At 72.6% G+C, this 15,206-nt stretch carries 8 protein-coding genes; 3 read left to right on the top strand and 5 right to left on the bottom strand.

All coding sequences use genetic code 11. The features are described 5' to 3' along the window. Positions 1-337: 337 nt before the first annotated feature. Positions 338-886, bottom strand: coding sequence for a MarR family transcriptional regulator (locus AB0I66_RS24375; protein WP_363210067.1), 549 nt, complete (start codon positions 884-886; stop codon positions 338-340). A 122-nt stretch (positions 887-1,008) separates the two neighbouring features. On the opposite strand from AB0I66_RS24375, the gene AB0I66_RS24380 reads away from it, so the two are divergent. Then, positions 1,009-2,295: an MFS transporter gene (locus AB0I66_RS24380; protein WP_363210068.1), complete on the top strand. Its 1,287-nt coding sequence runs from the start codon at positions 1,009-1,011 to the stop codon at positions 2,293-2,295. Positions 2,296-2,298: 3 nt separating this feature from the next. Here the strand turns inward: AB0I66_RS24380 and AB0I66_RS24385 are convergent, their stop codons facing one another. Then, entirely contained in the window at positions 2,299-3,972 is a 1,674-nt protein-coding gene (locus AB0I66_RS24385) for a SpoIIE family protein phosphatase (protein ID WP_363210069.1), read from the bottom strand. Between the two features lie 142 nt (positions 3,973-4,114). Beyond that, a complete protein-coding gene (locus AB0I66_RS24390) occupies positions 4,115-5,473 on the bottom strand; it encodes an NAD(P)/FAD-dependent oxidoreductase (RefSeq protein ID WP_363210070.1) in 1,359 nt (452 codons plus the stop codon). Positions 5,474-5,847: 374 nt separating this feature from the next. Between AB0I66_RS24390 and AB0I66_RS24395 the strand changes: the two genes are divergently transcribed. Both AB0I66_RS24395 and AB0I66_RS24400 read left to right on the top strand, forming a co-directional pair. Beyond that, positions 5,848-6,621 (top strand): helix-turn-helix domain-containing protein, encoded by a 774-nt coding sequence (locus tag AB0I66_RS24395; protein WP_363210071.1) that lies wholly within the window; start codon positions 5,848-5,850, stop codon positions 6,619-6,621. 249 nt (positions 6,622-6,870) lie between these two features. Further along, positions 6,871-8,772, top strand: a complete 1,902-nt coding sequence (locus AB0I66_RS24400; RefSeq protein ID WP_363210072.1) for a sigma-70 family RNA polymerase sigma factor — start codon at positions 6,871-6,873, stop codon at positions 8,770-8,772. Between the two features lie 327 nt (positions 8,773-9,099). Here AB0I66_RS24400 and AB0I66_RS24405 read toward each other — a convergent pair whose 3' ends face one another. Both AB0I66_RS24405 and AB0I66_RS24410 read right to left on the bottom strand, forming a co-directional pair. Continuing rightward, positions 9,100-12,357 carry a BTAD domain-containing putative transcriptional regulator gene (locus AB0I66_RS24405; RefSeq protein WP_363210073.1) on the bottom strand — a complete coding sequence of 1,086 codons (3,258 nt, stop codon included), beginning with the start codon at positions 12,355-12,357 and terminating at the stop codon, positions 9,100-9,102. A gap of 109 nt (positions 12,358-12,466) precedes the next feature. Beyond that, positions 12,467-14,566, bottom strand: coding sequence for an asparagine synthase-related protein (locus AB0I66_RS24410; RefSeq protein ID WP_363210074.1), 2,100 nt, complete (start codon positions 14,564-14,566; stop codon positions 12,467-12,469). Positions 14,567-15,206 lie beyond the last annotated feature (640 nt).

The following is a 15,206-nucleotide window of genomic DNA, read 5'->3' on the forward strand; positions in this document are numbered from 1 at the left end:
TTCCCGCTCCGGCCTTTCGGCTTTCGCGTTTCCCTTTCCGGCGAGTCCGACTCTACCAGATCCTTTCGGGCCTGATTCCCAGTCAGCGGGCTTTGTCTTCCCGGCTGTTGGGCCGTTCCGACGTCTCAAACTCTAGCGGCTCTTCCCGGTTACTCATAATCGAGTCCTGGAATGGAATTCGGGCATGCCGAAATCGTTCCCGGGGGGATGTCGTGCAGAGTTTGTTTTGCCGCGTCTCAGCGGCGGGAGGTGCTGTCGCAGAACCGTTACGGCTCCGTGGCAACCCGAAGAACCTTACGGATCCGGCGGGTGACTGTCAAACGCCGTGGTGGGGCGCTCAGTCCAGGTCGGTGAGGCGGCCGCCCGCGTCCGGCTGGGCGTGCTCCACCCTGCGCAGGAGACGAGTCAGTACCTCTCCCAGGGCGCCGCGTTCCTCCTGGGACAGGTCCTGGAGGAGGTCCTCCTCGAACACCGTCGCGAGGCGCATCGCCTCCAGCCACTTCTCGCGGCCTTCCGCGGTGAGCTCGACGATCACTCGTACGCGGTTGGACTCGTCGCGGTCCCGCGTCACCAGACCCTCCGCGACCATGCGGTCGATGCGGTGGGTCATGGCGGCCGGCGTGAGGCCCAGGCGCTTCGCGAGCTCGCCGGGTCCCATTTGGTACGGGGCGCCGGAGAGGACGAGGGCCTTGAGGACCTCCCACTCGGCGTTGCTGATGCCGAGGGTCGCGGTCTGCCGCCCGTAGGCGACGCTCATCCGCCGGTTGAGGCGGCCGAGGGCCGAGACGATCTCCTCGACCTGGGGGTCGAGGTCCTGGAACTCCCGCTGGTAGGCGGCGATCTGCTCTTCGAGTGTCGGCTCACTGGGGCCGGGAGTGTCACCCATGGCCGCAGTATGGCACGCCCCTACTTGGCGTTGAAGTTCTTCGGTGTGTATTGTTTAGACTCTAACTTTAGCTTCGAAGTCTTCACGTCTAACTCCTAAGGCAGGTGAAAGTGACCAGGGCGATGGGCGCAGCGATGCGTCGTATTCAGGTAGGCAGCGCGCTGAGCGCGTTTGGTGTCGGGTTCACGGTTCCGTTCCTCTACGTCTATGTGGCGCAGGTGCGGGATCTTGGGGCCAGTACGGCGGGCATCGTGCTCGCCGCCTTTGCCATGGCCGCGCTGATCGTCCTGCCCGTCACCGGGCGCGTCATCGACCGTCGCGGCCCGCTCCCCGTACTCATGGGAGCCGCCCTGACCGCCTCGGCGGGTGCCCTGGCCCTGGGCTTCGCGAACAGTGAGCCGACGGCGATCGTCTCGGCGGCGCTGCTCGGCGCCGGTACCGCGGTGATGCAGCCGGCGCTCGCCACGATGATCGTCTGGTGCTCGACGCCCACCACGCGCACGCGTGCCTTCGCGATGCAGTTCTTCCTGCAGAACCTGGGGCTGGGTATCGGTGGCCTCTTCGGCGGGCAGATCGTCGACGAGCACGACCCGGGCAGTTTCATCACGCTCTTCTCCATCGAGGCCGTGATGTTCCTGGTGCTCGCCGCGATCGTCGTCACCGTGCGGCTTCCGCACGCGCCGTCCATCCAGGACGCCGTGCCGAAGGACGGCTCCGCGCCGCAGAGCGGTCTGCGGGCGCTGCTCCGGCACAAGGCCATGGTGCAGCTGTGCGTGCTGGGCTTCGTGCTGTTCTTCGCCTGCTACGGCCAGTTCGAGTCGGGTCTCTCCGCGTACGGCGTGGAGGCGGCCGGGATCTCGCCGTCGACGCTCGGCATCGCGCTCGCCGCCAACACGGCCGTGATCGTCATCGCGCAGTTCGCCGTCCTGAAGTTCGTCGAGCGCCGCAAGCGGTCGCGGGTGATCGCCGCCGTCGGTCTGATCTGGGCCGTCGCGTGGATCGCGGCCGGGTATGCGGGGCTCGGGCACGGCAGCCAGGCGATGGCGACCGCCGCGTTCATCTCCACGTACGCGCTCTTCGGGCTCGGTGAGGCGATGCTGTCGCCGACCGTCGCGCCGCTGGTCGCCGACTTGGCGCCGGCCGGGATGGTCGGTCAGTACAACTCGGCGTTCGCCCTGGTGAAGCAGCTGGCGCTCGCTGTCGGTCCCGCCGTCGGCGGTCCGATGGGGGCCGCGCTGCACGGGCCGTACATCGTGACGTTCCTGCTGTTCTCGCTGGGCATCACGGTCCTTGCCGTACGTCTGGGCAAGCAGCTCACCCCGCTGCAGAACCAGCCGTACGTGGCCAAGAGCCGGGTGGTCGCGCAGAGCGCCCCCGAGGCCGTGGAGCCTCTGCCCGCCAACTCCTAGGCACTACGGGCGCGGCAGGGCGAATTCGCACCAGACCGCCTTGCCGCCGCCCGGTGTGCGCCGTGAGCCCCAGTTCGAGGCGATCGTGGCGACGATGGCGATGCCGCGTCCCGCCTCGTCCGCGGGCTCGGCGCGGCGGCGGCGCGGCAGGTGGTCGTCGCCGTCCGTCACCTCGATGATCAGGCGGCGGTCCGTGCGGCGCAGGCGCAGGCGCATCGGGGGTGTGCCGTGCTGGAGGGAGTTGGCGACCAGTTCGCTGGCCGCGAGGACTCCCAGGTCGTGCAGTTCGGGCGGGAAGCGCCAGCTGGCGAGGACGCCGGTGGCGAAGGCACGCGCGCGTGGCGCCGCTTCGACCCCGCCGAGCAGCTCCAGGGCCGCGTTGCGGAACAGCTCGGCGTTCAGGCCGGTGCGGGCCGGGTGCTGGAGGACGAGGACCGCCACGTCGTCGTCGTGGTCGGCCGTCACGCCCAGGGCGCGGATCAGCCGGTCGCACACCACCTGGGGTGTGCCGGTGGCGCCCGCGAGGGCGCGCTCCAGTGACGCGACGCCTTCGTCGATGTCCTCGCTGCGCCGCTCGACCAGGCCGTCCGTGTAGAGGACGGCGGTCGAGCCGGGGCCGAGCGGGACCGAGCCCGAGGTGTGCAGCCAGCCGCCGGTGCCGAGGGGCGGTCCCGTGGGCTCCTCCGCGCGGTGGATCGTGCCGCCCTCGTCCCGCACGAGGATCGGCAGATGTCCCGCGGAGGCGTACACGAGGCTGCCTTCGTTCGGGTCGTGCACCGCGTAGACCATGGTGGCGATCTGGCTGGCGTCGATCTCCGCGGCGAGGCCGTCCAGGAGCTGCAGGACCTCGTGCGGGGGCAGGTCGAGGCGGGCGTAGGCGCGCACGGCCGTGCGGAGCTGGCCCATGACGGCCGCCGCGCGGACACCGCGGCCCATGACGTCGCCGATGACCAGGGCGGTGCGGCCGCCGCCGAGGGTGATCACGTCGTACCAGTCGCCGCCGACCGCTGCCTCCGTGCCGCCCGGTTGGTACGTGGCGGCGATGCGCAGGTCGTCCGGCTGCTCCAACTCCTGGGGCAGGAGCGAGCGTTGCAGGGTGACTGCGGTCTCGCGCTGGGAGCGCTCGCTGGCCCGCAGCCGCTCGGCGGCCTCCGCGTGGTCGGTGACGTCGGCGGCGAAGACGAGGACCCCGTCGTCCTTGAGCCCCGTGTCGGAGCCGCTCACGGAGAGCGTCACCGGGGTGCAGGTGAAGGTGTACGACCGGCCGCTCGCCGCCTTGCGGGACTTGACCGTGCGCGGCTTGGAGCTGCGCAGGACCTGGTCCAGGAGGGGCAGCAGGCCGAGCTCCTCCAGCTCGGGCAGCGCCTCGCGGGCGGGTTCGCCCACGGGGCGCTCGCCGAATGCGCCTGCGTACGCCCCGTTGACGTATGCGATGCGGTGGTCGGGGCCGTGCACCAGGGCGACCAGGGCCGGAATGCGGTCGAGGACCTCACGGGTCGGCAGTTCGTCGACCCCCGCGGCGGCGGGGGTGAGGGTGGTGCCTTCCGGGTCCTCCTCGACTCGGGCCGCGGGGACGGAGCTCTCGGCTCGCTGTGGCGGGGAGATCCCCAGGTCGGTGCGCGCCGCGGCGCGGCGCTGCGTTCCGGGGAGCCGGGCGCTCCAGCGCGTGAAGTTCACTGCGGTAGGCCTCGTGATGTCGCTTCTGGATCGGGCGGGGATTTCCGGCGGTCCTGGCCCGCCCATGGTCACACGAACAGTCTGGCCGACCGGACTGACATCCGTCAGACGCCGGTGTCGTGCGGGGAGTTCCTGCCTCCGGTCAGGAGGACTCCTTCGGGCTTCTGCCCCCGGCCGCGAGTTCGAATTCCGCACGCGGGTGCTCGAGCGACCCCAGGGAGACGATCTCGCGTTTGAACAGGCCGGACAGGGTCCATTCGGCGAGCACCCGGGACTTGCGGTTGACGGTGGGCACGCGGCTGAGGTGGTAGACGCGGTGCATGAACCAGGCAGGGTAGCCCTTCAACTTCCGTCCGTAGACATGTGCGACACCTTTGTGCAGCCCCAGGGACGCGACGGAGCCCACGTACTTGTGCGTGTACTCCTTGAGGGGCTGTTCGCGCAGGGAGGCGGCGATGTTGTCGCCGAGCGTCCTGGCCTGGCGTACCGCGTGCTGGGCGTTGGGGGCGCACTCCTTGCCGGGCTCTTTCGCGGTGACATCGGGGACGGCTGCCGCGTCTCCCGCCCCCCACGCGTGCGTGGCGCCGTTCACCGTCAGCTTCGCGGTGCAGTCGAGGCGGCCGCGTTCGTTCAGCGGCAGGTCGGTCGCGGCGAGCACCGGGTGCGGTTTGACGCCCGCGGTCCACACGACCGTGCGGGTGGGGAAGCGCGAGCCGTCGCTCAGGACGGCGACCCGGTCCTCGCAGGAGTCGAGGCGCGTCTCCAGGCGTACGTCGATGTTGCGGCGGCGCAGCTCACGGACCGTGTACTTGCCCATCTCCTCGCCGACCTCGGGGAGGATCCGCCCGGAGGCCTCGACGAGGATCCACTTCATGTCCTCGGCCTTGACGTTGTGGTAGTACCGCGCGGCGTAGCGGGCCATGTCCTCCAGCTCGCCGAGCGCCTCGACGCCCGCGTAGCCGCCGCCCACGAAGACGAAGGTGAGGGCCGCGTCGCGGACCGCGGGGTCGCGCGTCGACGAGGCGATGTCCATCTGTTCGATGACGTGGTTGCGCAGGCCGATGGCCTCTTCGACGGTCTTGAAGCCGACGCCGTGCTCGGCCAGGCCGGGGACGGGCAGGGTGCGCGAGATGGAGCCGGGGGCCAGCACGATCTCGTCGTACGTGATCTCGACGACGCCCGAGCCCTCGTCCGCGGTGGCGAGCGTGGTGAAGGAGGCCGTGCGCTTGGCGTGGTCGACCGACTCGACCTGGCCGATGACGATGCGGCATCTGTCGAGGACGCGGCGGAGCGGGACCACGACGTGGCGCGGCGAGATGGAGCCGGCCGCGGCTTCGGGCAGGAACGGCTGATAGGTCATATAGGGATCGGGCGTCACCACCACGATCTCCGCTTCGCCCCGCTTCAGCTCCGGCTTCAGCTTCCGCTGGAGGCGCAGCGCGGTGTACATGCCGACGTATCCGCCGCCCACAACGAGAATGCGCACAGGTTCCTTCACCATCCCATGACGCACCCAGCTCTTGAGTTTGTCCACAGGCTCGACAATTTGTGTGACCGGTCATCGTGCGCGACGCGCCGTCGGGGCCTTGGTGGCTCGCGGGAAAGGTGTGCAGGTCAGCGGGGGGAAGCGGGGAATGACGAGGGGGTGCAATCGGGTCGGAATCGGTGCGTACTCCGATCGGGGGGCGGTCCGTGCGGAACCCGCCTCTTCTGAATTGACTCTGGCTCAACTATGTTCGTGTGTCGTCGGGGTGTCGGGGGATGCGCTCGTCGGGTCGGGCTACGGGGCTCGGGTCCGAGCAGGCTCCTCACACTCCGGTTAGTCAATGGCGGGGAGTGTCTCCGGGGGGAGACGTCATTACCGGGGGAACGCGTATGCATATTCAGGAATCTCACTGGACTTCGAGCACGGCGTCGGCATCAGCCGTCGCCACCAGCGGGAACGGACGCGACATGGGGGACGGACCGCGTTCGACGCCGCTGCGGGTGGACGCACAGCGCAATCTCGAGCACGTGCTTCGCGCGGCGCGCGAGGTCTTCGGCGAGCTGGGTTACGGCGCGCCGATGGAAGACGTGGCCCGGCGCGCACGGGTCGGCGTCGGCACGGTCTACCGCCGCTTCCCCAGCAAGGACGTGCTGGTGCGGCGCATAGCCGAGGAGGAGACCTCCCGGCTGACCGACCAGGCGCGTTCGGCGCTCGGGCAGGAGGACGAACCGTGGTCCGCGCTCTCGCGCTTCCTGCGGACGTCCGTCGCATCGGGCGCGGGGCGTCTCCTGCCGCCGCAGGTGCTGCGGGTGGGCGTCGCGGACGAGGTCGCGGGGGTACGGGACGACGAGGCGCGCGTGCCGCAACAGCGGCAGGCGGCTCCGGCCGGTCCCGAGCTGCGGCTCGTCGAGCAGCGCTCGGCCCCGGCCGAGGAGTCGGCGGCCGACGACCCCGGGGCGATCGCGCTCCTGGACGTCGTCGGGCGTCTCGTGGAGCGGGCACGTGCGGCGGGCGAGCTGCGCGCGGACGTGACCGTGTCGGACGTGCTCCTGGTGATAGCGACGGCGGCGCCCTCGCTGCCGGACGCGGCACAGCAGGCGGCGGCGTCCTCGAGGCTGCTCGACATCCTGCTGGAAGGGCTGCGCTCACGCCCCACGGCCTGACGCGGCACAGCAGCACGACAGTACGGCGCCACAGCACCACAGGGTCTGCACAAGTTCGTCACGCGGGCGGCTCAACTGCCTTGTCATACAAGGCAGTTGAGCCTTCCCCGAACGAGTGAACAGTAGTGCTCCATTACGGGAAGTCGCCCCGGAAGGGTGGTTGACCGTCATCGCCGTCCGTCGTAGCGGAACGTTGTGGCACTCTTTCCCGGATGGTCGGGTCCGAGTGTGCAAGCGGGGGCTTCCGCGATGAGTGGTGACGGGCGGGACGAGTCGTCCTCCGCCCTGGACGGGGAAGCCGCAGGGCTGCCTCCCCGACAGGTGCCGAACCAAGGCGGGCCCGCGGCCGCAGGTGGCCCCGGCGGTTCCGGCGGCACCGATCCGAGCGTTCCACCGCAGCGTGAAGGCCTCCGGGGCGAAGGCCCGCCGGCCGACAGCGACCTGATCACGCGGATGCGGGCGGGCGACGACACCGCGTACGAGGAGCTGTACCGACGGCACGCCGAAGCCGTCCGCCGGTACGCCCGAACCTGCTGCCGTGACGCGCACACCGCCGACGACCTCACGGCCGAGGTCTTCGCGCGCATGCTGCAGGCGGTCCGCGGTGGCAGCGGCCCCGAGCACGCGGTGCGCGCCTATCTGCTCACCACGGTGCGTCGCGTCGCCGCCGGGTGGACGAAGTCCGCGAAGCGGGAGCAACTGGTCGAGGACTTCGCGGTGTTCGCCGCGCAGGCCCAGCGCAGCTCCGAGGTCTCCGACGACGACACCCTGGACCTGGGCGCGGACGTGCGCGCGATGCACGAGGCCGAGCAGTCCATGGCCATGCAGGCGTTCCGCAGCCTGCCGGAGCGCTGGCAGGCCGTGCTGTGGCACACGGAGATCGAGGACGAGTCCCCGAGTGACGTCGCCACGCTCTTCGGGCTCGACGCCAACGGCACCCGGGTGCTCGCCAAGCGGGCGCGCGAAGGCCTGAAGGAGGCGTACCTCCAGGCCCATGTGAGCACCACGCTCACCGCCGACGAGGAGTGCGCCCGGTATGCCGACCGGCTCGGCGCCTACGCGCGCGGCAGTCTGCGCACCCGGGCCGAGCGCGGCCTGCGCAAGCACTTGGAGGAGTGCGCCAAGTGCCGCCTGGCCGCGGGCCAGATCAAGGAAGTCGCCAGCGGTATTCCCGGGGTCGTGCCGATCGCGGTCATCGGCTGGTTCGGCGCAGCGGGGTACGCGAAGGTGGCCGCCCTCGTCGGCGGTGGCGCCGCGGGTGCCGCGGGCGCCGGTGCGGCTGGCGCGGCAGCCGCGGGCGGTTCGTCCGGTGGCGCGGCGGGCGGCGGTGCCGCGGCCGAGGGGCTCGGCGCGCCCGCGAAGGCCGGTATCGCCGCGGGTGTGATCGTCGCGGCAGCGGCCGTGGCGCTGGCGCTCACCGCGGGCGGGGACAAGCCCAAGGACCTGCCGAGCGCCGACGACAAGCCGCCGGCCGTCGAACCCGTCGCGCCGAACGAGCCACCGCCCCCGAAACCGAAGCCTAAGCCGAAGCCCGATCAGCCGGTCGCCGAGGCGAAGCCGAAGCCGAAGCCTCCGGCGAAGTCCGCTCCCGAGCCGAAGCCGGACCCGACGCCCCCCGCGAAACCCGAGCCCCCGGCCCCGGAGCCGAAACCGAAGCCGACTCCCACGCCGTCGGAGCCGAAGCCCGAGCCGCCGCCTCCGCCACCACCGCCGCCGCCCGCGGTCTACCAGTGGAGCGAGCTGCGGTACGGCATCGTCGGTGACGGCACCGAGCCCGAGATGCGCCTCGGCGAGAGCAGCTGGGTCTGGCAGCGCTCCGGCATGTCCATCGCCGACAAGCAGTACGGCCACGGCGTGACCGTCCACGGCCAGTCCTCCGTCACCATCGACCTGAACCGCACCTGCTCCTCGTACGAGGCGGTCGTCGGCGTCGACGACATGACGATGGGCCTCGGCAAGGTGCGGTTCTCGGTCTTCGGCGACGGCACACGGCTGTGGAAGTCACCGCTGATCGAGGGCGGGGACCCGGCGGTGCCGGTGCAGGTGAACCTGACCGGCCGCAAGACGATCCGCCTGGTCGTCGAGCCGCACTCGCCGTTCTACTCGGCAGCGCTCGCGGACTGGGCACAGTCACGCTTCCGCTGTACGTAGACGGCGGGCGGCGCTGCACGTGGACCGCTCAGGCCGGTGCCGTGCGGGAGAGTTCCGCGACCGCCTGGTCCGCCGCGAGCCGCGTGCCCGCGGCGGACTCCGCCCCTCCACGTAGACGCCGGGCGGCGTTGCTGCACATGAACCGCGCGCGGCCCCTACACGCAGACAGCGGGCCGCTCACGCCCGTGCCGTGCGGATGAGTTCCGCGACCGCCTGGTCCGCCGTGAGGCCGCGGACCGGCGGCGGGCTCCGCCTCTGCACGTAGACGCCGGGCGGCGTTGCTGCACATGAACCGCGCGCGGCCCGTACACGCAGACAACGGGCCGCTCACGCCCGTGCCGTGCGGATGAGTTCCGCGACCGCCTGGTCCGCCGTGAGCCGCGTACCCGCCGCGGACTCCGCCTCGTACCGGTCGGGGCCGATCGCCGAGAGGGCCGCAGCCCTGGTCTCGTCGGCCTCGGCGCGTTCCGGCATCGGGCGTGGGTGGCCGCCCCGCAGCCGGGTGCCGAAGGCGAGCAGGCGGGCCGCGCGCGGGTGATCGCCGAGCCGGCTGACCAGGGTGGCCCCGCCGTCCACCAGGCCGGCGACGACCACCTCCGCGCACCGGTGGTCGAGGGCCTCCCGCAGGCCCTCCGCGAGCAGCGGCAGCGCCTGCTCCGGGCCGGACTCGGCGGCCACGATCCTGGTTTCCACGCCCTTCAGGGCAGCGCCGAACTGCGGCGGCGGCGTGCCCCGCGCCGCCTCGTCGCGGGACGCCTCGAACAGGGCGCGGGCCCGGGGCACGTCAGCGTCGTCCAGCGCCATGAGCGACTGGAGGAGCCGCATGAAGGCCCGGGAATCCACCACCCCATAGCGGTCGGCCTCGATCCCCGCCTCGTCCAGGATCTTCACCGCCAGCGCGCGGTCACCCTCGCGGTACGCGATCTCGGCGAGCCGGACGAGCAGGAAGGGCGTCTCGGCGTAGGCCCCCACCTCGTAGGCGAGCCGCAGCGCTTCGTCGTACTCGACGCGCGCCTCGGCGTGCAGGCTGCGCACCATCGCGGCCTCGCCCGCCGCGCTGGACACCTGGGCGCGCATCCAGCGGTCGCCCGTGCGCGCGGCCAGCTCGCGCAGCTCGACGAGGTCCTCGTCGACCCCGAAGAGATTGCCGGGGGCGTCGACGGCCAGGTGCGTACGGAACATCAGGCTGACGCCGATCTCCCAGTCGCCGCCGTATGCGCGGCAGTTGGCGACCACGGAGTCCATGGCGGGCCGCGCGGCATCGGAGCCGTCGAGGAAGAAGGTGGTGAACGGCCAGATGAGGCCGGGGAAACGGGCCGCCGCGGGGACCGGCCGCGCGAAGGCGCCCCGCACCTCCGCGACGTACGCGCGATAACTTTCCTCGGCCATGGCGTCCGACGGACTGGAGTCCACCTCCAGGAAGATGTGCAGCAGGCGCAGACTCATCCAGGGCCAGTGGTGGGGCTCGTCCCGCGACCCGCCCCGCGCGCCGTCCGCACCGCCGCCGTCAGGCCCTTCGGACGGCAGCGGCGGTGCGAGGCCCAGGAGGCGGCTCACCCATTCCATGGCCTCCCCGCGGTAGTTGCGCAGCCACCAGAACCACCCGATGCCGAGGACGATCGCCAGGGCGTCGTCCACCTCGCGGGACTCGATGGTGCGCTGCAGGGCCGCGCGCAGGTTGTCCAGCTCCGTCTCCAGGCGCTGGATCCAGGGGAGTTGCTCGGCCGAGCGGAGCAGGGGTTCCGCCTGTTCGACCAGCGCGCGGAAGTGCGCGGTGTGCCGGTGGGCCGCGGCCGTGCGGAGCTCCGGGCACTCGGCGGCCCGCTCGGTCGCGTACTCGTGGATGGTCTCCAGCATGCGATAGCGCATGTCGCCCGTCGCCGTGGGCTCGGCGATGAGCAGCGACTTGTCCACCAGGGCGCCGATGAGGTCGGCGGCGGGCCCGGTGCAGACCGCCTCGGCCGCCGCGAGGTCCCAGCCGCCCGCGAAGACGGACACCTCGCGCAGGACCGTCCGCTCGGACTCCTCGAGGAGGTCCCAGGACCAGTCGACGACGGCCCGCAGGGTCTGCTGGCGCGGCAGGACCGTGCGGCTGCCGCTGGTGAGGAGACGGAAGCGGTCGTCTAGCCGGTCGGCGATCTGCCGCGGGGTGAGCAGGCGCAGGCGGGCCGCGGCCAGCTCGATGGCCAGCGGCAGGCCGTCGAGACGGCGGCAGATCTCGGCGACGGCCTCGGTGTCGTTCTCCGGGGCGAAGTCGGGGCGCACGGCCATGGCGCGCTCGGTGAAGAGGCGGTGTGCCGGGTCGGGCGGCAGAGGCTCGACCGGGCGGACGAACTCGCCGGGCACGCCCAGGGGTTCACGGCTGGTGGCGACGACGGTGAGGTCCGGACAGTGCGTGAGGAGGGTCTGGGCGAGGTCGGCGGCGGCGCCGATGACGTGCTCGCAGTTGTCAAGGAGCAGGAGCAGGCTGCGCGGGGCGCAGTACTCGATCAGCAGGGCGGTCGGGTCGCCCTGCGGCAGCGCGGAGAGCTCGCTGGTCATCAGCACGGTCTCGCGCAGACCGAGCGCGCTGACGACAGCGCCGGGCACCGCCTCCGGATGGTCGAGCGGGGCGAGCTCGGCCAGCCATGCCTGCGGATGCCCGGCGGCGGCTTCCTCGGCGAGGCGGGTCTTGCCGGAGCCGCCCGGTCCGGTGAGGGTGACCAGGCGTGCTCGTCGCATGTCAGAACGGATGGCGGCGAGTTCGGGTTCCCGGCCGACGAAAGAGGTCAGACGGGGGCGCAGGTTGCCTTTTCGGTGGGGGCGCTGGGGGCGATCGGGGCGCTCCGGATGCCCCGGATGCTCCAAATCCTCCGGGCTCCCCGGGTCCCCCTTGAGCAACTCCGCGTGCAGTGCCCGCAGTTCCGGGCCCGGGTCGGCCCCGAGGGCGTCGGCGAGCGTGCGGCGCGCGTTCTCGTACGCGGCCAGGGCGTCGGCGCCCCGGCCGGCCGCGCGCAGGGCGCGGATCAGGAGGGCGTGCAGCGTCTCGTCGTACGGCTGGGCGGAGGTGAGCTCCCGCAGCTCCGGTACGACGTCGGAGGCGTGGCCCAGGAGCAGCCGCGCCTCCACGCGCGCGCGGGTCGCGTCGGCGAGCAGCGCTTCGGGGCGGGTGGCCGCGCTGCGGTCGGGCAGGTCGGCGAGGGCGGGCCCGCGCCACAGGGTGAGCGCCTCGCCGAGGAGGCCGGCGGCTGCCGCCGGGTCGTGCCGGGCGAGGGCCGCCCGTCCCTCGCTCACCAGGCGTTCGAAGCGGTGCAGGTCGACGTCTTCGGGGGTGGCGGTGAGGCGGTAGCCGCCGGGGTCCGAGGCGATGGCGGTCCTGCCCAGCGCGCGGCGGAGGCGGCCGACGAGGGCCTGGAGGGCGGCCGGGGCGTCCGTGGGCGGCTCGTCCTCGGCCCATACCTCTGCGATGAGGGCTTCCACGGGGACCGTGCGGTCGGTGCGGAGCGCGAGGACGGCGAGGAGCGCGCGCAGCCTTCGGCCCCCCACGGGCAGGGGCGCTCCTTGTTCGTCGTACGCCTCGGTGGCGCCCAGGATTCTGTACCGCACGGGGTCATTCTCGCCGGTCGTGCGGGTTGAGGCGCGAGGGTTTTCCCTCCCTTGGCGAGCCGCTCGCCCGCTCCCCGTCGTCTCCGCGGCCCGATGCCGGACGCTCCGGCTACCGCCCCGCCCCCAAGGCCCCCCGCTGCGGCACGACGCTCCCCGTAGGGACAGCCCGCTGCCGCGCGGGTGTGCCCGTCCAGCACGTGCCCCTGCGGGACAGCAGGCGGCGCAGCCACAGCTCCGTGGAGACCAGGTCGGCCAGGCCGTCCAGCGGCAGTGGTTCTCCCTCTGCCGCCGCACGCAGCGCCTTGCGGACGACGCGGGCCTCCACCAGGCCCGCCTGGGCGAGCAAAGGGGTGTCGAAGAGGGCGAGGAGGTCGTCCACCGCCACCCGCAGGCCCGTCCTCGCCGCCGCCGTGGACGACGCGTGGGACGGAGCGCCCCAGCCGGGCGGCAGTTCGGCCACCCCGGCGCCTTCGAGGACCGTGCGCAGGATCGCCGCCCGCGCGCCCGGCTGGACGCGCAGGGCCACGGGGAGCGCGCGGCAGGCCCGGACCACCTGGTTGTCCAGGAAGGGCGCGTGCAGCCGCTGGAAGCGGACCTCGGCGGCCTGTTCGAGGACGCGCAGGTCGGCCGCGTGCCGGGCGAGCGCCGCGCGGGCCCGGAATTCACCGGGCCGCTGGCCGGGTCCGGCGCCGGGGCGTCCGGTCGTGTCCTGGAGGCGAACCGATACTTCTGCGAGGGCCTCGCCCGTGAGCCAACGCGCCGCGGGCCCCGGCCTGGCCCACGCGAGGGCAGCCATCGACGCCCCCACCGCCCCGCCCGGCTCGTCGAACCGGCGCTGAAGGAGACGCTCGGCGAGCGAGTCGACGCCCGCGCGGTAGGACATCCGGGCGAGCTTGCGGGCGGCGCCGTACACGCGTGCCGGGACCATCACGGAGCCCGGGGACCCGTCCGCCTTCGCCAACGCCGCGACGGGACGCACCAGATGGCGCCGTCTGCGGTCCATCAGGAGGTCGGCGAGGCGGGCCGGATGCGCGTCGAGCACCTGCCGTGCGCCGTACCCCGTGAAGTGGTCCGCGCTGCCCGAGGAGAGCCGCGCGCGGTGGCGCTGGGCCGTGACCAGGGTGCCGCTCGGTTCGTCCGTCAGAGGGCCGTCCAAGTCCGCGTACGGGAGGGCCTCTTCACCGGCGGCGACCACCACGTGGTGCAGGCGGGGGTTGGCCGCGATGGCACCCGCCCGCTCCAGCTCGGCCTCACGACCGGTGATCGCCAGGTCGTTGAAGGTGACCGCGAGGAGCCGCTCGCCCGCCCCCGTGCCATGGCCGAGGACCGTGCCGGGCATCCCCGGGAGCCCCGCGGCAAGCAGTGCGAGCGTGCCGGAAGCGGGCCCTCCGGAGAGGTCGGCGCCGATGCCGGGCACCGGCATCCCGCGCGCCGCGCGCCGCTCGGCGGGGCCCATGCCGGGCACCGGGCCTGGGTCGACCTCTGAGGCTCCGGGGACGTGCCGCGGGGCGCCGAGGCGGGCGCGTACCGCCTCCACGAGCGCGTCACGGACGCCGTCCACCGCGGCGGTCGCGTCGGCCGCGGGCGCGGCGACCGCGAGGGACGCCACGTGTTCGTACCCGGCGATCTCCCGGCTGCCGGCGCGCAGGATCAGGGCGTGCCCCGGTGGCACACGGCGCACGCCCTGGTAGGGCGTCGAGTCGTGCAGTGCTTCCGGCACGTCGGGCGCCGCGAGGAGCGCCGCGAGGTGACCGATGTCCAGGTGGGCCTCGATGAGGTCGGCGAGCGGCAGCGCGGCCGTCGCGAAGGCCGTGCCTTCGGCCCACGGGGTGTAGAAGACGGGGCGCGCGCCCGCGAGGTCGCCGGCGACCATGACACGGCGGCCGACCTGCACGACCGCGGTGTAACTCCCCGACCACGCGGTCAGGTGCCGCAGGGCGCCTCCCCGGGCGGCGAAGAGGCCGACCCGGAGTTCCTCGTCGCTCGCCCCGCAGGTGCCCAGGACCGCGATGCGGGTCTGTTCGTCCGCCTGCACCGTGCGCACCTCGTCGGCGCGCCAGTCACCCACCGCCCACAGCGGATCCGGGTCACCCCAAAGGAGTTGGGAGCCCACGGGATGAACGGTCTCGCCGTTCTCACCGGTGGCCCCGGCGGAGCCCACCACCGCAGGCTTCACGGCAGTGCTGCTCCACCCCACCAACCACCGCATCGTTGCCTCCACAGGCTGTGGACAACCAGTGCATCGAAGAACTGGGGTCCCATGCTGCCACGAAGGAGGCGCGCGGGAGTGGCTGCGGGGTCGCTCACGCTCTCGCCGATCTGCCGCGAGGGAGCGGTACTTGAAAGGCGCGACCACGGCGCATTCTTTGCGCCGGGGCGCACGACCCCGGCGTCCGAAGAGGCGATTTTCGGCCAAATCAGGGGATGGCACGCGCGCAGCGGAACCGTCATCGGCAACACACAGTCCGGGAGGCGGTGTTCGCCCCCCGGACCGGTCCGCCGCCCGCGGGGATGGAGGCGGCGGTGTCCCCCAGCCCACTGACTCCAGCGCAGCGGGCCGACCCACGCACCGACAATGGAAGCGCTCCCCTTATGGCCGGTGAAGAGCGCACACGCAGGCGCACGGCCACACACCCGGAGCACACCCCGGCACTCCCCCGCTCCCCTACCGGCAACAATCTCGCCATACGGAACTGCGCCTCTTAACGCTTGGGATTCGGCGAACTACGCTGTGTGTGCTGATGTTTTCGCGGAGGCATATACCTGGGGGCTCGGCCAAATGCTCTTGCGGCCGAGGTTCCGGGCCACGGCGGTCGTAGTCGCGGACGCCGCTGCCCCTGAGGGAACGC

It is taken from the genome of Streptomyces sp. NPDC050439 (genome assembly GCF_040655335.1).
In the GTDB taxonomy this organism is placed as follows: Bacteria; Actinomycetota; Actinomycetes; order Streptomycetales; family Streptomycetaceae; genus Streptomyces.

Coding starts and splice junctions, on each gene's coding strand:
- AB0I66_RS24375 (WP_363210067.1), bottom strand. CDS start 886: ATGGGTGACACTCCCGGCCCCAGTGAGCCGACACTCGAAGAGCAGATC.
- AB0I66_RS24380 (WP_363210068.1), top strand. CDS start 1,009: ATGGGCGCAGCGATGCGTCGTATTCAGGTAGGCAGCGCGCTGAGCGCG.
- AB0I66_RS24390 (WP_363210070.1), bottom strand. CDS start 5,473: ATGGTGAAGGAACCTGTGCGCATTCTCGTTGTGGGCGGCGGATACGTC.
- AB0I66_RS24395 (WP_363210071.1), top strand. CDS start 5,848: ATGCATATTCAGGAATCTCACTGGACTTCGAGCACGGCGTCGGCATCA.
- AB0I66_RS24400 (WP_363210072.1), top strand. CDS start 6,871: ATGAGTGGTGACGGGCGGGACGAGTCGTCCTCCGCCCTGGACGGGGAA.
- AB0I66_RS24410 (WP_363210074.1), bottom strand. CDS start 14,566: ATGCGGTGGTTGGTGGGGTGGAGCAGCACTGCCGTGAAGCCTGCGGTG.